General features: G+C 73.4%; 15 protein-coding genes. 6 read left to right on the top strand and 9 right to left on the bottom strand.

The window, feature by feature from the left end:
- Positions 1 to 43: 43 nt before the first annotated feature.
- Positions 44 to 688 (bottom strand): HAD family hydrolase, encoded by a 645-nt coding sequence (locus HCN51_RS18255; protein ID WP_168010763.1) that lies wholly within the window; start codon positions 686 to 688, stop codon positions 44 to 46.
- Between the two features lie 107 nt (positions 689 to 795).
- Complete coding sequence (gene metH, locus HCN51_RS18250; RefSeq protein WP_168010762.1) at positions 796 to 4,260, bottom strand: methionine synthase; 3,465 nt, start codon at positions 4,258 to 4,260, stop codon at positions 796 to 798.
- 234 nt (positions 4,261 to 4,494) lie between these two features.
- On the opposite strand from metH, the gene HCN51_RS18245 reads away from it, so the two are divergent.
- From HCN51_RS18245 to HCN51_RS18235, 3 genes are all read left to right on the top strand, one after another.
- The gene (locus HCN51_RS18245) at positions 4,495 to 4,950 is read left to right on the top strand and encodes a universal stress protein (RefSeq protein WP_168010761.1); all 456 of its coding nucleotides are present in this window, start codon (positions 4,495 to 4,497) and stop codon (positions 4,948 to 4,950) included.
- 671 nt (positions 4,951 to 5,621) lie between these two features.
- Positions 5,622 to 6,476: a PAC2 family protein gene (locus tag HCN51_RS18240; RefSeq protein WP_080037226.1), complete on the top strand. Its 855-nt coding sequence runs from the start codon at positions 5,622 to 5,624 to the stop codon at positions 6,474 to 6,476.
- Between the two features lie 172 nt (positions 6,477 to 6,648).
- The gene (locus tag HCN51_RS18235) at positions 6,649 to 7,218 is read left to right on the top strand and encodes a hypothetical protein (protein WP_168010760.1); all 570 of its coding nucleotides are present in this window, start codon (positions 6,649 to 6,651) and stop codon (positions 7,216 to 7,218) included.
- An 87-nt stretch (positions 7,219 to 7,305) separates the two neighbouring features.
- On the opposite strand, the gene HCN51_RS18230 is transcribed toward HCN51_RS18235, so the two are convergent.
- A complete protein-coding gene (locus tag HCN51_RS18230) occupies positions 7,306 to 8,022 on the bottom strand; it encodes a CbiX/SirB N-terminal domain-containing protein (RefSeq protein ID WP_168010759.1) in 717 nt (238 codons plus the stop codon).
- A gap of 74 nt (positions 8,023 to 8,096) precedes the next feature.
- Between HCN51_RS18230 and HCN51_RS18225 the strand changes: the two genes are divergently transcribed.
- On the top strand, positions 8,097 to 8,234 hold the full coding sequence (locus HCN51_RS18225; RefSeq protein WP_168010758.1) for a hypothetical protein: 138 nt from the start codon (positions 8,097 to 8,099) through the stop codon (positions 8,232 to 8,234).
- A gap of 20 nt (positions 8,235 to 8,254) precedes the next feature.
- Here HCN51_RS18225 and HCN51_RS18220 read toward each other — a convergent pair whose 3' ends face one another.
- On the bottom strand, positions 8,255 to 9,421 hold the full coding sequence (locus HCN51_RS18220) for a uroporphyrinogen-III synthase (protein WP_080037223.1): 1,167 nt from the start codon (positions 9,419 to 9,421) through the stop codon (positions 8,255 to 8,257).
- 230 nt (positions 9,422 to 9,651) lie between these two features.
- Between HCN51_RS18220 and def the strand changes: the two genes are divergently transcribed.
- The gene (gene def, locus HCN51_RS18215) at positions 9,652 to 10,140 is read left to right on the top strand and encodes a peptide deformylase (RefSeq protein WP_080046533.1); all 489 of its coding nucleotides are present in this window, start codon (positions 9,652 to 9,654) and stop codon (positions 10,138 to 10,140) included.
- Between the two features lie 86 nt (positions 10,141 to 10,226).
- On the opposite strand, the gene HCN51_RS18210 is transcribed toward def, so the two are convergent.
- Both HCN51_RS18210 and HCN51_RS18205 read right to left on the bottom strand, forming a co-directional pair.
- Positions 10,227 to 11,180 carry a WD40 repeat domain-containing protein gene (locus HCN51_RS18210; protein ID WP_168010757.1) on the bottom strand — a complete coding sequence of 318 codons (954 nt, stop codon included), beginning with the start codon at positions 11,178 to 11,180 and terminating at the stop codon, positions 10,227 to 10,229.
- Positions 11,177 to 13,891: an nSTAND1 domain-containing NTPase gene (locus HCN51_RS18205; RefSeq protein ID WP_168010756.1), complete on the bottom strand. Its 2,715-nt coding sequence runs from the start codon at positions 13,889 to 13,891 to the stop codon at positions 11,177 to 11,179. Before HCN51_RS18205 ends, HCN51_RS18210 begins: the two co-directional genes overlap by 4 nt.
- Positions 13,892 to 14,052: 161 nt before the next feature.
- Here HCN51_RS18205 and HCN51_RS61380 point away from each other — a divergent pair, with 161 nt between their 5' ends.
- Complete coding sequence (locus tag HCN51_RS61380; RefSeq protein ID WP_168010755.1) at positions 14,053 to 14,760, top strand: tetratricopeptide repeat protein; 708 nt, start codon at positions 14,053 to 14,055, stop codon at positions 14,758 to 14,760.
- Positions 14,761 to 14,773: 13 nt separating this feature from the next.
- Here HCN51_RS61380 and HCN51_RS18195 read toward each other — a convergent pair whose 3' ends face one another.
- From HCN51_RS18195 to HCN51_RS18185, 3 genes are read right to left on the bottom strand one after another with little or no spacing between them, the layout of a single operon-like run.
- Positions 14,774 to 15,031 (bottom strand): WhiB family transcriptional regulator, encoded by a 258-nt coding sequence (locus tag HCN51_RS18195; protein ID WP_080046532.1) that lies wholly within the window; start codon positions 15,029 to 15,031, stop codon positions 14,774 to 14,776.
- A gap of 33 nt (positions 15,032 to 15,064) precedes the next feature.
- Entirely contained in the window at positions 15,065 to 15,985 is a 921-nt protein-coding gene (locus HCN51_RS18190) for a glycosyltransferase (protein WP_346433696.1), read from the bottom strand.
- Positions 15,982 to 16,572, bottom strand: a complete 591-nt coding sequence (locus tag HCN51_RS18185; RefSeq protein WP_230466020.1) for a D-glycero-alpha-D-manno-heptose-1,7-bisphosphate 7-phosphatase — start codon at positions 16,570 to 16,572, stop codon at positions 15,982 to 15,984. The genes HCN51_RS18190 and HCN51_RS18185 overlap by 4 nt, the downstream gene beginning before the upstream one ends.
- Between the last annotated feature and the right edge of the window lie 153 nt (positions 16,573 to 16,725).

Here is a 16,725-nt window from a genome sequence, read left to right as displayed (position 1 = left end):
CCGCCTCCTCCGCGAGAACCACATGTCCCTTAGGGGTAACGCTTCAGGACGGCAGAAGATCCCTGAGATCGGAAACCCCGACCTCCGTCAGGGACGAGACCACCAGCCGGCCCGGGGCGGGCTCGACGGGCAGCAGGCTCGGCACGGCCACGACGGCGCACCCGGCGGCGGTCGCGGCGGCCACGCCGTTCGGGGAGTCCTCCAGCACCACGCACCGCACGGGCTCCACGCCGAGCAGCCGGGCGGCCGTCAGGTACGGCTCGGGGTCCGGCTTCGTGCGGGTGACGTCGTCGGCGGTGACCACGACGTCGAAGCGGTCCCGGCCGACGCTCTTGAGCACCGCGTCGGCGATGTCCTTGAGCGAGGAGGTGACCAGCCCCACCGGCACGCCCTCCGCGCGCAGGGCGTCGAGCAGCTCCGAGGCGCCCGGCATGACCTCCACCCCGGCCGACAGCTCGGCGACCATCCCGTCCACCATCCACGCCCGCACCGTCTCCGGCGGCACGTCGGCGCCGGAGACGGACAGCATGTAGCCGACGGTGCGCTCCATGGAGCCGCCGACGAGGTGGACCTGGTGCTGCGGCGTCCACTCGGCGCCGAGCCTGGCCATCACCCCGGTCTCGATCCTCAGCCAGACGCGCTCGCTGTCGACCAGCAGGCCGTCCATGTCGAAGAAGACCGCTTGCATTCCCTGCCCCCGATTCGGTGTCCGCCCGCCATTGTGGACGTTCCGGCTGAACGGCGGGCGTAAGGAAGCCCGCCCGCACGTGAACGGCGGGCGGGCGGACGTCGCCGTCAGACGTTGAAGTACTTGGCCTCCGGGTGGTGCGCGACCAGCGCCGAGGTGGCCTGCTCGGGGTGGAGCTGGAACTCCTCCGACAGCGTCACCCCGATGCGCTCGGGCGCGAGCAGCTCGAACAGCTGCTTCTGGTCCTCCAGGTTCGGACAGGCCGGGTAGCCGAAGGAGTAGCGGCAGCCCTGGATGTTGACCTTCAGCATGTCGTCGAGCGACTCCTCGCCGCCGATGCCCCACTCCGAGCGGACCCGTGCGTGCCAGTATTCGGCCAGCGCCTCGGTGAGCTGCACCGACAGGCCGTGCAGCTCCAGGTAGTCGCGGTAGGCGTCCTTCGCGAACAGCTCGGCCGTCGCCTCGGAGATCTTGGAGCCCATCGTGGCCACCTGGAAGGCGATCACGTCCACCTCGCCGGAGTCCTTGGCGCGGAAGAAGTCGGACAGGCACAGGTGCCGGTCGCGCCGCTGGCGCGGGAAGGTGAAGCGGGTGCGCTCGCGGCCGTCGTCGTCGAGGATGATCAGCGAGTCACCGTCGGAGACGCACGGGAAGTAGCCGTAGACGACGGCCGCCTCCAGCAGGCCCTCGGTCTGCATGCGCTCCAGCCACATGCGCAGCCGCGGCCGGCCCTCGGTCTCGACCAGCTCCTCGTAGCCGGGCCCGTCGCCGCCCCTGGTGGGCTTGAGCCCCCACTGCCCGAGGAACAGGGCCCGCTCGTCGAGGAAGGCCGCGTACTCATTCAAAGAGATGCCCTTGACGACGCGGTCGCCGTGGAACGGCGCGCGCGGGACGGGGTTGTCGGCCGCCACGTCGGAGCGGGCCGGCAGCTCCTCGACCGGCGTGCGGACGAGCGCCGCGCCGGTCTTGACCCGCCGCTCGCGCAGCGGCGGCAGCGTCGCCCCCTCCACCCCGCGCTTGACCGCCATGAACGCGTCCATCAGCCGCAGGCCCTCGAACGCGTCGCGGGCGTAGCGCACCTCGCCCTCGAACAGCTCCGCGAGGTCCTGCTCCACGTAGGCGCGGGTGAGGGCGGCGCCGCCGAGCAGCACCGGGTACTTGCCGGCCAGGCCCCTGGAGTTCATCTCCTCCAGGTTCTCCTTCATGATGACCGTCGACTTCACCAGCAGCCCCGACATGCCGATGACGTCGGCCTTCTGCTCGTCGGCCGCCTCCAGGATCGCGGAGACGGGCTGCTTGATGCCGAGGTTGACGACCTGGTAGCCGTTGTTGGAGAGGATGATGTCCACGAGGTTCTTGCCGATGTCGTGCACGTCGCCCTTGACGGTGGCCAGCACGATGCGGCCCTTCGTCTCGCCCTCCACGCGCTCCATGTGCGGTTCGAGGTAGGCGACGGCCGTCTTCATCACCTCGGCCGACTGCAGCACGAACGGCAGCTGCATCTGGCCCGAGCCGAACAGCTCGCCCACCGTCTTCATGCCGTCGAGCAGCACGTCGTTGATGATCTCAAGGGCGGGGCGCTGCTCCAGCGCGGTGTCGAGGTCGGCCTCCAGGCCCTTCTTCTCCCCGTCGATGATGCGCCGCTTGAGCCGCTCCCACAGCGGCAGCGCGGCCAGCTCCTCGGCCTTGCCGGCCCGCATCGCGGCGGCGTCGACGCCCTCGAACAGCTCCATGAACCGCTGCAGCGGGTCGTAGCCCTCGCGGCGGCGGTCGTAGACCATGTCGAGCGCCACCTGGCGCTGCTCGTCGGGGATGCGGGCCATCGGCAGGATCTTGGAGGCGTGCACGATGGCGGAGTCGAGGCCCGCGTTGACGCACTCGTTGAGGAACACCGAGTTGAGCACCATGCGGGCGGCCGGGTTGAGGCCGAAGCTGATGTTGGACAGGCCCAGCGTGGTCTGCACGCCCGGGTAGCGGCGCTTGAGCTCGCGGATGGCCTCGATGGTCTCCAGGCCGTCGCGCCTGGTCTCCTCCTGGCCGGTGGCGATCGGGAAGGTCAGGCAGTCGACGATGATGTCCTCGACCCGCATGCCCCAGTTGGTGGTCAGGTCCTCCACCAGGCGGGTCGCCACGCGGATCTTGTGCTCGGCGGTGCGGGCCTGGCCCTCCTCGTCGATGGTCAGGGCGACCACGGCCGAGCCGTGCTCGCGGACCAGCCGCATGATCTTCTGGAAGCGGGAGTCGGGGCCGGCGCCGTCCTCGTAGTTGACGGAGTTGACCGCGGCGCGCCCGCCCAGCATCTCGAGACCGGCCTGCAGCACCGCCGGCTCGGTCGAGTCGAGCATGATCGGCAGCGTGGAGGCGGTGGCGAAGCGGAAGGCCAGCTCCTTCATGTCGGCCACGCCGTCACGGCCGACGTAGTCGACGCACAGGTCGAGCATGTGGGCGCCGTCGCGGGCCTGGTCGCGGGCCATCTCCACGCAGTCGTCCCAGCGGCCCTCCAGCATCGCCTCCCGGAAGGCCTTGGAGCCGTTGGTGTTGCAGCGCTCACCGATCGCCAGGTAGGAGGTGTCCTGCCGGAACGGGACCGTCTGGTAGAGCGAGGAGGCGCCCGGCTCGGGGTGCGGGCGGCGCGCCGCGACCTCCCTGCCCCGCACGCGCTCGACCACCTGGCGCAGGTGCTCGGGCGTCGTGCCGCAGCAGCCGCCGACCAGGGACAGGCCGTAGTCGCGGGTGAAGGTCTGGTGCGCGTCGGCCAGCTCCTGCGCCGACAGCGGGTAGTAGGCGCCGTCGGCGGTCAGCACCGGCAGGCCCGCGTTGGGCATGCACGACAGCCGCAGCCGCGAGTGACGGGCCAGGTACCGCAGGTGCTCGCTCATCTCGGCGGGGCCGGTGGCGCAGTTGAGGCCGATGATGTCGACGCCGAGCGGCTCGATCGCGGTCAGCGCGGCACCGATCTCCGAGCCCAGCAGCATCGCGCCGTTGGTCTCGATCGTCACCTGCGCGATGATCGGGACGTCGCGGCCCGCGTCCTCGATGGCCCGCTTCGCGCCGACGACGGCCGCCTTGACCTGCAGCAGGTCCTGGCACGTCTCGATGATCAGCGCGTCGGCGCCGCCCGCGATCAGGCCCGCCGCGTTGTCGCGGTAGGCGTCGCGCAGGCTCGCGTACGGCAGGTGGCCGAGCGTGGGCAGCTTCGTGCCGGGGCCCATCGAGCCCAGCACGAAACGCGGCTGGTCGGGCGTGGCCCAGTGGTCGGCGGCCTCCCGCGCGATCCGCGCCCCGGCCTCGGAGTACTCGAAGACGCGGTCGGCGATGTCGTACTCGCCCAGCGCGGCGAGGTTGGCGCCGAAGGTGTTGGTCTCCACGCAGTCGACGCCGACGGCGAAGTAGGCGTCGTGCACGCCCCGCACGATGTCGGGGCGCGTGACGTTGAGCACCTCGTTGCAGCCCTCGTGACCGTGGAAGTCGTCGATCGTCGGATCCTGGGCCTGGAGCATCGTGCCCATCGCTCCGTCGGCGACTATGACACGCTGGGCCAACACTTCTCGGAAGGTCGGGGAGATGCTCATGGGATGAAGCTTATCGGGTGCGCCTCGAGCGATGCTCGGGCGCGGCCGCACGCCTGCTCTACTCGCGCGCCTGCTCTACTCGCGCACGCCTGCTCTACTCGCGCGCGCCGGGATACGCGCGGCGCCTTCCTTCCGGCGATCGCCTTCCCTCTATGCGAACGCCTTCCCCCGCATCCCGCGGCAGGCGCTATCGTACGGTTCGTCATTGTACGCGGCGTCCAATTAGGGGCTCGCATGACCTACCGCACCGTCCTCGTCGGCACCGACGGCTCCGCCTCCTCCTTCCGCGCCGTCACCACCGCCGCCTCCCTGGCCGCCGCCACCCGGGCCACGCTCGTGCTGGCGTGCGCGTACCTGCCCATGCGGGAGAGCGCGCGGGCCGCCGCCGCGGACCGCCTGGGAGAACTGGCGTACAAGGTGAACGGCTCCACCCCCGCCGACGACGCCCTGCGCGCCGCCCGCGAGCACGCCGTGGCGGCGGGCGCCTCGGACGTGGTGCTGGCGGCCGAGCAGGGGGAGGCGGTGGACGTGCTCATCACCCTGGCCGGACGACACGCCGCCGACCTGCTCGTGGTCGGCAACCGCGGACTCAACAGCCTGGCCGGCCGGCTGCTGGGCTCGGTGCCGTCGGGGGTGACGCACCGGGCACCCTGCGACGTCCTCATCGTCCACACCACCTCCGGCCACTGACCGTCGCCTCGGCTCGGGCCGCCACCTTGCCAGCGCGCTGCCCACGCGCCGCTGCGGCCACGCCCATGCCCCCGCCCTCACGGCGCCGGGCCGGCGGGACGGTGGACGGCGCGGCTCGGCGCAACGCGCACGGCGCTCAGGGTGGCGCACCGGGATGGGGCGAGGGGACCCGGGACGGTGCAGGGGCGGTAACGGTGCAGGGGCGGTAACGGTGCAGGGGCGGTACAGGAGCGGAGGACAGCACAGGGCGCTGGAGCGCGGAGGCACACGGGCGCGGGGGCGAGCGGCGCGGCGGACGACGGCGCGGTGGTGAGGGCGTGACGGGTGGGTGATCGGCGCGTCTGGAGTTCGCGCGCCGCGAACGCCCCCAGCCACCCGCGCCGCCGCAAGAGCAGACGGGAGGCAGAGCGGGGACCCGCCCAACCTGTCCGCGCACGGCGCCACCAAGACCCCGATCCGGCCCGTACAAGGCCGTTCACCAGCCATGATGCGGCGTTCAAGCCCCGAACGCGCCGCTCGCCCCGTCACCGCGCGACGCTCGCCGGCGCCGCTCCCCCACCCCTGCGCGCCGCCGGACGCCCGTCGGTGGCGGTTGTTCGGGGGGAGATCGGTGACGGTGACGCCTCCTTACCGCATAGGCTTAGCGGGACGATGGAGAGAGGAGGCGACACGTGATAGAGCTCGAAGGGCTCCCCGAGCTCGTCGACCCGGTGCTCATTGCCGCGTTCGAGGGGTGGAACGACGCGGGTGAGGCTTCCAGCGGTGTGATCGCCCACCTCGAGTCGGCGTGGAAGGCCGAGCCGCTCATCGCGCTCGACCCCGACGACTATTACGACTTCCAGGTCACCCGGCCCGTCGTGGAGATGAACGACGGGCTGACGCAGTCGATCGTGTGGCCGACCACGCGGCTGCTGCGCGCCCGTCCGCCGGGGCTGGAGCGCGACGTGGTGCTGTTGCGCGGCATCGAGCCGAACATGCGCTGGCGCTCGTTCTGCGACGACATCATCTACATCTGCCGCGAGCTGGGCATCGAGCTGGCGGTGATGCTGGGCGCGCTGCTCAACGACTCGCCGCACACGCGTCCGGTGCCGATCCTGGGCGGGGCGACGAACGCGGGGCTGGCCCGCTCGACGAACCTGGAGCTGAGCCGTTACGAGGGCCCGACGGGCATCGTGGGGGTGTTGCAGCACGCGTTCGGCAAGGCCGGGCTCGACGCGATCTCCTTGTGGGCGTCGGTGCCGCACTACGTGGCGCAGCCGCCGAACCCGAAGGCCACGCTGGCGCTGCTGCGCCGGCTGGAGGACGTCCTGGAGATCCCGATGCCGCTGGGCGACCTCGACGAGGAGGCCAGGGCGTGGGAGCGGGGCGTGGACGAGCTGGCCTCGCAGGACAGCGAGGTGGCCGAATACGTCAAGGAGCTGGAGGAGCGCAAGGACGCGGCCGAGCTGCCGGAGGCCAGCGGCGATGCGATCGCGGCGGAGTTCGAGCGTTACCTGCGGCGTAGAGACCGCGACACTGACAGCTGATCCTCAGGGGCGAGGGCCGACTTTTTTCCGCACCTTCGGGTAATAATCGGAGACTCGTATAGGTTTGCACCAAGCACCGCCCCTGGATTCGAGCATTCACAAACCCGGTACCACCGGCATATCGGCTTCGCACGTGATGCCTGCACAACTGACCGCGCACGTTAGGCATGCCATGGCGACACCACCGCACGTAGACCCGCACCAGAGAAGCCAGGACACCCGGCAGCGGGTGCTCCAGATGGCCGTCTCGCTCAGGGAAGACCGCACCGGCGGCTCGGTGGACTACTTCCTCGCCCTGCTGCAGGACCGGCTCCCCCTCTGGCTGAGCATCCTGCACGATCTGTCGCACCACGCCGGGAAGGGGTCCGTCTCCGGCAACCTTCTCCCGGTGGCCCGGGCGGGGATCGATCACTACATAGACGTGCAGAGCGCGGCGCTGCCCGCGTTCACCTCCCCGAACGTGACCGTCCGTTTCCGCCAGGCCCTGCGTGACACGGGCCTCGGGCCGCAGACCGAGATCGCGCCGCTGGCCGCGTACCTGGCCGCCGAGCAGCGGCTCGGGCGGGTGCGGGCCGACGCCGACCCGGAGGCGAGCGCGCGGCTGCTGGTCGCGGGCTGCTTCCATCGGGCCTACATCGAGATGTTCGTCGGCGCGGACGCCTGCCCGGCCCGGGACGTCAGCGCCCGCGAGATCGTACGGGAGCTGCGCCTGGAGCCGGCCCCTCAGCCCGCCGGCCGCTGATCGCGGCCAGGTGAAGGCGGACGGCGGCCGCATCGCGCGGCCGCCGGTTCGCCGGCCCCGTCGCGGAGCCGCCGGTTGCCGGGAGGGTCAGGCGCGGCGCAGCGGCTGGGGTTCGGCTGTGCTGCGGTGGCGGTGGAGCGCCTGGTCGTAGCGGTGCCAGATCAGGGCCGCCACGTCCGGGTCGGCGCCCAGCGGGTCGCTGACCAGGCCGGCTCCGGCCGCGGTGAGGCGGTCGTGGAAGAAGCCGGGGGCCAGGACGTACGAGGCGATGGCGACGCGGGCGGCCGGGGTCGAGCGCAGCCGTTCCATGGCCTCCTCCAGCGACGGGGTGCCCGCCGAGGCGAAGGCGGCGGTGACCGGGCGGGCCAGCCGGACGGCGAGCTGGTGGGCGGCGGCGCGCACGTCGGCCAGCGCCGACGGGTCGGAGGAGCCGGCGGCGCCGAGCAGGACGGCGTCCGTGGCGCGCAGGCCCGCTCTGGCCAGCTTGCGGGTCAGCGCCGAGGTGAGGAGCCGGTGCGGGCCGAGCCAGCCGGCCACGATCGCGTCCGGGCGGTGCTCGGCGATGACCTCGGGCAGGTCGATGTGCACGTGGTAGCCGCCCGCCAGCAGCAGCGGCACCACGACCACCGGGCCGGGGATCGTGGGCAGGACGTCCGCCAGGAGGGGTGCGCTGATCTCCAGGTAGCTGAGCTCGACGCGCTGACCGGGGCGGGCCCGGCCGACCGTTTCCGCCAGGGAGGACAGGGTGCGCTCGCCCTCGGCGCTGCGGGTCCCGTGTGCGGCCAGGACGAGTGCGGGCCTCACCGGCTCCTCCCGGCACGCCTGTCGCGGCCGGTGGGGGTGGTGGTGCCCCAAGGCATGGCGATCTCCTCCTGGTGGTGCGGGTGGGCATGGTGACGGTGCGGGTGGGGGCGATGGTGCGGATGGGGGCGATGGTGCGGGGGCCGAAGGTGCTGGTCCCCGTGCGGGTGCCGATGGTGCCGGTCCCCGTGCGGGTGCCTGTGGGGCTGGGGTGAGGGACGGGGTGGCGGCTGGGTCACGGGCCTGCCTCGTACTGGCAGGCGAGGCGGTAGCCGCGCTTGACGACCGTCTCGACGATCCCGCTGGGCCCGAGGGCGCGGCGGAGCCGGGTGATGGCCATCTCGACGGCGTGCTCGGCCGATTCGCGGGCCACGCTGCCCGGCAGCACCGTGCGGAGGTCGGCGCGCGACACCACGTGCCCCGGCTTGTCGGCCAGGCGTTTGAGCACCGCCATGGGGGCGGGCGGCAGGGGCCGCAGCTCGCCGTTCACGACGACGGCGTGGCCGCGGATCTCGAGCCGGTGGTCGCCGGCCGTGAGGCGGGTGACGCCGTGCTCGGGCAGGTGGCGCGCAAGGGCGCGGGCGAGGGCGCCGAGGCGGGAGCGGTCCGGCTGGAGGGTGGGGACGCCGCGCGAGGTGAGCGGCTCGGCGGTGACGGGCCCGACGCAGGCGGCCACGACGGCCCCGCCGAACGCGGCCAGCAGCGCTTCTTCCAGCCCTTCCGCCCTGGCGGCGCCGAGCATGGCGTGCACGGCGGGCGCGCTGGTGAAGGCGACGGCGTCCACGGAGCCGGAGATGGTCTGGCTGATCAGGCGGCGCAGCGGCGAGATGTCGCGGTACGGCAGCCACCGGTAGACGGGGATCTCGATCACCTCGGCCCCGGCCTCGCGCAGGGCGGCCACGAAGTCGCTGAGCGGCTCGCCGTGCTGCTGCACCGCGATGCGCCGCCCGCGCAGGTCCTGGGCGAGGAGGTAGTCCTTGACCTCGTTGCAGGATTCGGAGGAGGGCGTCCAGTGGTCGTTGAGGCCGGCGGCGCGCACCGCTCCCCTGGCTTTGGGGCCGCGGGTGAGCAGGCGGGCCTTGGACAGGTGCTCGCCCAGGTCGGCCGACAGCCCCCAGCCTTCGGCGGCGGCCATCCAGCCGCGGAAGCCGACGCCGGTGGTGACCACGACGTCGTCGAGCGGCGCCTCCAGGCTCTGGCGGGTGGCGGCGAGCAGGTCGGCGTCCTCGGCGAGCGGGACGAGCCGGATGGCGGGGGCGCTGACCACGCGCGCGCCGCGGCGCTCCAGGAGCGCCCCGAACTCCTCGCGCCGTCGCGTCGCGGTGACGCCGATGGTGAAGCCCGCCAGGGCGTCGGGCGCCGTCTCCGGGGAAGAGCCGCCCTCTTCGGGAAGCGCGCTCATGACTGCACCTCCAGGTAGTCGAAGATGCCTGGCCGGGCCCCGAGCACCCGGCCAGGCATCACACGCGCGTGTGACGCAAGTGAGATCACCCTCCGATACTGCTTTCGGGTGGTTTCGCCACTGGGTCTCTTCTGTTACCGCTGTGCTACAAGGCATGACCTTCGCGATTGGCGGGGCGCACCGCTGGGAAACGTTCTTGGTGACGATCGCGGCCTATCGGGGAGTTGCGGGTGACGGTCCGGCCTATTCGCATGTTCGATGATCCGGTGCTCCGCTCGGTCGCGGCGCCGATCCAGGATTTCGATCGGGAGCTGAGACGGCTGGTCAAGGCGCTGACGGCGACGATGCGGGCGGCGTCGGGGCGGGCCGGGCTGGCGGCTCCGCAGATCGGGGAGCCGGTGCGGGTGGTGGTCTATTCCTACGACGGCAGGTCGGGGCACCTGGTGAATCCGCGGCTGGAGCTGTCGGAGCGCAAGGTGACCGCCGACGAGGCGTGCCTGTCGGCGCCGGGCGTGTGGTGGCCGCTGGAACGCTCCTACATGGTCACGGCGCGCGGGCGCGACATGTTCGGCAAGCCCGTCACGGTGCGGGCGCTCGGCGTGCTAGCCCGGGTGCTGCAGCACGAGGTCGATCATCTCGACGGGGTGCTGTTCAGCGACCATCTCGAGGCGGCCGAGCGCGAGCGCTTCCTGGCGGAGGCGCTGCCCGCCGCACCCTGAGCCGGCACCCGCCGCGCCCTGAGCCGGCGGTTCCCGGCGCCGCCTGAGCCGGCGGTTCCGGCGCTTCTCGAGGCGGGTGAAACGCGTCAGGGGCAGGTTCGGCGGTAGGGGAGCTCCGGGATGTGCCGGCGCCACTCGGCCGGCGACAGGCCGCCGTCCTGGCGGCAGATCGCGGTGGCGGCCGCGCCCGGATCGACGATGATCCTGCGCAGGGCGCCGTCCGAGGAGGAGATGAGCAGCGCCGTCCGGTCGAACGCCACGGCCGGCACGGAGTCGGTGTAGTAGCTCATCGGCGTCCCGATCCGCTGGTGTCCTCGCCAGTCCCACAGCTGGATGCCGGTGTCGCCCTCGCTGCCGACGGTGGCGAGCAGTTCCCCTCGCGGGTAGGGGACGAGCGCGGCGACCGAGCCGGTGTAGAGGGCCTGGGGCGGGGCGAGGAGCGTGCGCAGGTCGCGGTCCCAGAACGTCAGGCGCCCGTCCGGGTCGCCGATCGCGGCCTTGTCCCCCATGAAGAGGATCCGCCCCTGGGCGCGGCCGTCGCTGTGGTGGGGGCGTAACGCGCCGGTGGCCAGGTCGACCAGGACGCGTCCTTTGGTGGATTTGTCCACGAGCAGGCGGCGCCCGTCCGGCTCGAAGATCAAGGTCTGGGCGCCCGCGTGGGCGACGGTCCGCAGCCACCTGCCGGTCCGGACGTCCCACAGCTCCAGGTCCCCGATGTACGGGCCGCCGGCCCCGCCGCCGAGGGGTGCGATCGCGAGCGTGCGCCCGTCGGGAGAGAAGGCCACGGACAGGACACCGACGGCGGCGGGCTCGCGCACCCGCAACGCGCCGGTGGCGCGGCCGGTCGTGGCGTCCCACAACGTGACCACGGGCGAGGCGGTGTGGGTGAGCGCGAGCGTGCGCCCGTCGGGGCTGAACACCGGGAAGTAACGGCTCTTGCCCGGGAGGTCGGCGACGGGGAGGGGGCCGCCGACGGGTGCGCGCGCGGCGACGTCCCACACGCGCACCTCCGGCCTGCCGTCCCGGTGCCCGGACGTCACGAGGAAGCGCCGTCCGGGCTGAACAGCCGCTCACCGCCGCCCGGCGCGAGCAGCGCGGGCCGGGTGTAGGGGGAGATGTCCAGGACGTGCACCGTCCCGTACGGGCCGGCCACCCGGAGCAGCATGCCGTCCGGCGAGAACCGGGGCTCGGCCTTCGCGTCCGCGGTCACGGAGGTGTTCAGCACGAGCGTCTCGCCGTCCACCCGCCGCAGGAGCACCCACCCGTCACGCCAGACCCCCGCCAGGAACCGCCCGTCGGGGCTGAACGCCACCCGGTCCGCGGGCGGGACCATCGGGCTCCCGAGTTCCTTGCCCGAGGGCAGGTCCCACAGCCGGACGCCGTAGGGTGTCGTGACGGCCAGGCGCCGCCCGTCCGGGCTGAACACGCCGCCCTTCACACCGGCCGGCAGCGAGGGGGCGCGCAGCGGCGCACGCTTGGAGAGGTCCCAGAGCGCGGCCCGCTTCCCGCCGCTCGCGGAGGCCGGCGGGACGACCAGGGCGAGCCGGCCGTCCGGGCTGATGGCGGCGACCGGCTCGTCGAGGACGGGGGTACGGTCGGCGAGGTCCACGGCGACGTTCGCCCCGTCGCGCACGCCGATGAGCCGGCGCCCGTCGGGGCTGAACCGTACGGGGTCGAAGCGGGGCAAGGCCGCGCCGAGGTCGGTGAGGCCGCCGGCGCCGACGGCCCACAGCTGGGCGTTGGCGCCGTCGTGGACGGCCAGGGTGCGGCCGTCGGGGCTCCACACCAGCTTGTGGACCCGCGGGCCGGTCCACCGGGCGCTCGCGACCTCCTTCCTCGTGGTCACGTCGAGCACGCGCAGCGCGCCCGGCGCGGGCGCCGTGCCGGGCGTGAAGAGGGCGAGCCTGCCGCCGTCCGCGCTGAGGCCCTGCACCAGGTCCGCCGGATCGTACGGGGCGGTGACGACGTCCACCAGCGGCAGCGCCATGGAGTCGATCAGCTCGCTCCTGGCCTCCGGGACGTGCGCGATCCGCCAGGCGGCGGCGCTCAGCCGGCGGGCCAGCCGCGGGTCGCTCGGCCGCAGGATGGCCGCGCGCCTGGCGGCCAGCCGGGCCGTCGCCTCCTCCAGGCGGCCGTCGGCCAGGCCCGCCTGCCGGATGGCGACCCCCGCCGCGACCAGGGAGGCGACCAGCAGGACCGCCAGCACGGCCGAGACCGCCACCCGCGTGCGCGAGGTGCGGCGGGCCAGCGCCAGGCTCGCGTCGGCGAAGCTCCGCTCGGACGGCGTGAGCTCGTCCCGGTCCCCCGGCTCGGCCAGCAGCTTCCCGGCGGCGGCCAGGCGGGCGCCCCGGTAGAGGAGCCCGGCGTCGCGGCCGTGCGCCTCCCACGCCCTGGCCGCGTCCGTGAGCTGCCGGTGCGCGCGCAGGCGGTCGCGCCCGTCGTCCACCCAGCCGCGCAGGCGCGGCCACGACTCGATCAGCGCCTCGTGCGCCAGCTCCACGGTGTCCTGGTGGAGCGTCAGCAGCCGGGCCCCGGCCAGCCGCTCGATGACCAGCGCCGTGTCCGGGTCGCCGCTCGGGTCCAGCTCCGCCCGCGCGGCCGGGCGGCGGGTCGCCTGAGCCTGCTCGCCCGGATCGATCAGCCGCAGCAGGATCCGCCGGGCGATCCGCGCCTGCGCCGGGGACAGGCCCGCGTAGACCTCCTCCGCCGTGTGGCTGATCGCCCCGTGGACCCGGCCGACGCTCTCGTAGGCGTCCAGGGTCAGCGTCTTTCCCGTACGGCGGCGCCACACCTCCCGCAGAGCGTGCGACATCAGCGGCAGCGCCTGGGGCTCGCCGGCGACGTCCTCGATGATCGCGGACGTCAGCGCCCGCTCCACGGTCAGCCCCTCGGCCATGGCCGGCCGGACGATGGCCTCCCGCAGCTCGTCCTGGTGCATCGGCCCGACCAGCAGGCCGGCCGCGCGCAGGGCCTCGGTGAGGCCGCGGTGCTCGGCGCAGCGGCCGTAGAAGTCGGCGCGCACCGCGATGACGACGCCTGCCCCATCGACCGGCCCGCCCGGCCCGCCCGATCCGCCCGACCCTCCTGGCCCGCCGTCAGGGCGGCGCGCGGTGAGCAGCAGGTCGATGAACTCCTCGCGCTCGCGCGGGTCGTGACAGAGCGTGAACACCTCCTCGAACTGGTCCACGACGACCAGCGCGCCACCGGCGGGGCGGAAGGCGCCGGCGTGCCGCATCGGGTGCTCCCCCGGCGTGATCACCACGGCCCGCGCGTTGACAGCGGGCACGAGCCCGGCCCGCAACAGGGACGACTTGCCGCTGCCCGACGAGCCGAACACCGCCGCGAACCCGTGCCGCCCCAGCAGCTCCCGCAGCTCCGCCACCAGCCCGTCACGGCCGAAGAAGCGGCCGGCGTCGCGGGTGTCGTAGGAGGCCAGCCCCGGGTACGGCCCGGCGGCGCCGTCGTCGTCCGCCCGCTCGCGGGCCAGCTCGGCGGCGGCCCGCCGCCAGCGCCGCTCCCACTCGGCGGGGTCCCCGCCGCAGGCGCGCACGAAGGCGAGGACGACGGGCAGCGACGCCAGCTTCTCCCCCGCCGCCGCCTGCGACAGCGTGGTGACCGAGTAGCCGGCCCGCCCGGCCATGGCCCGGTAGGTGAGCCCGCCCGCCTCCTGGCGCAGCTTGCGCAGCTCGTACGCGAAGCGCTGCACCGGCCCCGCCGCCGGGTCCACCGGGCTCTCGCGACGGCCCGCCACCGCTACGGGGCTCCCGGGGCGGAGCCGTACGCCGTGAAGTGCATTGTTTTCCTGCCTGATGAGGGGTGCCGAACAATCCTGCCGCCCCGATCCTGGTGCCGGGGAAGCCTCAGTGGCAACCGGCCGGGCCGCTGCCCGCGTCCGGCGGACGAAGGAGATGTGTGCGTGGGAGTGTCCCCGCCGAGGGGGAGGACGGCAGGCGGGCCCGGCGCCTCATGGAGCGGGTGCACCTCGGGGAGTGCGGCAGCGCGGCCGAGGCGCTGGGCGCCGCAAGGGAGGCTCTGGCCGTCTACCGGCGGCTGGCCGACGCCGGTCCAGAGCGCTACCTGCCGGAGCTGGCCGGCTGCCTGAGCAGTCTCGGGGTGACGCTGGGCGAGCTCGGGCGGCACGGGGAGGCGCTGGACGCCGAGCGGGAGGCGGTGGCCGTCCTGCGCCGGCTGGCCGCGGCCGATCCCGGCCGGCACCTGGCCGATCTCGCCGACGCCCTCATCGGCCTGGGGGCGACGCTCGCCGAGCTGGACCGGCCGGACGAGGCGCTGCGGGCCGAGCAGGAGGCCGTCTCGGCGTACCGGCGGCTGGCGGCGGACGATCCCGGACGGTACCTCGCCGATCTGGCGGAGGTGCTGGCCGAGGTCGGGATGACCCTGCACGAGCGCGGGCTGCCCGTCGAGGCGCTGCCGCTGGTCGTGGAGGCGGTCACGCTTCTGAAGGGGCCGGTTCTGAAGGAGGCGGGCTTGCAGGAGGCGGGCTTGAAGGAGGCGGGCTTGAAGGAGGCAGGCGCCGCCGGGCGGCATCAGGCGCGGCTCGACCGCGCCCGGGCGTACCTGGGCACCGTCCTGTCGGCGCTCGGCCGTCCGGCGAGCACCTGAACCAATGGGGCAGTCAGTGGCGGGCGGCGGCTTCCGCGCGCAGGCTGAGCTCCTCGCGCCGCTGTTCCGGGTCGGTGCCGCCCCAGACGCCGTACGCCTGCCCCGTGCTCAGCGCGTACTCCAGGCACGGCCGGCGCACGGGACAGCCGTCACACACGTGTTTGGCCCGCTCGACCTGCGACTGGCTCGGACCTTCCATGGAGATCGGGAAGAACAGTTCCGGGTCCAGGTCGAGGCAGGCGGCCCTGCGGGTCCAGTCGAGCATCATCATCATGCTCTTCGCGCCTACCCATCGCCCCGCGGGTCATACCTCGCTGAGCAGGGCATCCCAATCGGAGAGGAATCTTCCGAGCCCGTACCGTGACAGGGCGGCGGCTCTGGCGGCCTTGCCGGCCTGGCTCGCGACCTCGGGGTCCTCGGCGTAGGCGTGCAGGGCGTCGGCCAGCACGTGCACCTTGGTCGACAGGACTCCCGCCTCGGGCGGCACCGCCTCGATCGCCTCGGTGGCGGCCAGCGCGACGACGGGCATGCCGAGCGTCATGGCCTCGATGAGGGCCAGGCCGAGCGAGGTCCACCGGTAGGGGTGCAGGTAGACGCGCCTGCGGGCCAGCTCGGCGTGCATGACGTGCTGGGGCAGGTCCTCGTACGTGCCGTACGGGAGCCCGTTCACCTTCATGCCGAACACGTCGAGCGGCACCCGCTCGGCGAAGCGGGGCAGCAGGTCGGTGCCGGCGACCCTGGTGCGGCGCACGGGCTCGTTGACGACGACGCCGGCCCTGGGCAGCTCGCCGGTGTAGAGGTGGCCGGGGTCGGGGATGCCGTGCTCGATGACGCGGGTGGGGGCGCGGCCGTTGTCCCAGTACAGCTCGTTGAAGTAGGTGACGTGCACGATCGGGATGTCGGTGCGGTCGGCGAGGGGGTGGCGGGTGCGGGGCACGTCGCCGGCGGGCGTGTTGTGCTCGACGTACACGCCGGGCACGTCGCGGCCGAGCCATTCGCGGGCCAGGTCGATCTCGTGGGGGCGCTGGTAGACGACGACGTCCACGGGCTCGTCGCGCAGCCGTTCCCAGGGCACCTCGCGGGCGCTGTCCGGCCAGTCGTAGGTGGCCGCCCGCCCCCGGCCGTCGGGACCACGGCCGGGAACGAGCGGCAGCAGGTACTCGTGGGACCCGCGGATGAACGCGCTGGTCCACGAGCCGTGCACGTGCCAGATGAGGATCTTCACCAGCGGCTCCAGCCCATGGCGCGGGCCCAGGGCGCCGCTGCGGCGGGCACGGGGCTCTCGGCGTCGCTCAGGACGCGGTCCACGACGTCGATCAGGTCGTCGGCGACCTCGGCGGCCTGCGTGATCTCCTCGCGCAGCGTCTCCTGGGTCGGGACGAGGATGCCCCTGGCCCCGGCGGCGCGGGCGGCCTCCATGTCGCGGCCGATGTCGCCGACGACGACGCAGTCGCGGGGGCTGACGTCGAGCACGGCGGCGGCTCTGATGACGAGGCCGGGCGCGGGTTTGCGGCAGGTGCAGCCGTCGGCGTCGTCGTGCACGCAGATCGCCCACGCGTCGAACGGGCCGAGCAGCTCCTCAACCTTGGCGTTCACCTGGTCCATCTCGTCGGGCGTCAGCAGGCCCTTGGCGACGCCCGACTGGTTGGTGACCACGGCCACCGGGACGTCGGCGTGCCTGAGCCTGTGCAGGGCCTCGATCGCGCCCGGCATGGGCTCGACGAGGTCCGGATCGCCGTTGTACGGCACGTCCCTGATCAAGGTCCCGTCCCGGTCGAAGAGCACGGCGCCGGGACGTCGCTTTTCGAACACCTTTCACCTCCGTCGCGTGTCCGGCAGCTACCCGGCGCCTGTCCTGGCAAACAACTACTTAAAGTGACCAAGTGCAGGAGCTTCCGCCTGTTTTCGCATCTCCCGACGTCGCTCGATGTTTGAGAACCGCTTCTCTCGGTAGCGGTTCTCGAC

Source organism: Nonomuraea composti (assembly GCF_012034275.1).
In the GTDB taxonomy this organism is placed as follows: Bacteria; Actinomycetota; Actinomycetes; order Streptosporangiales; family Streptosporangiaceae; genus Nonomuraea; species Nonomuraea composti.
Note: the sequence above shows the minus strand (reverse complement) of the source record. Positions and strands in the feature narration are given on the sequence as shown.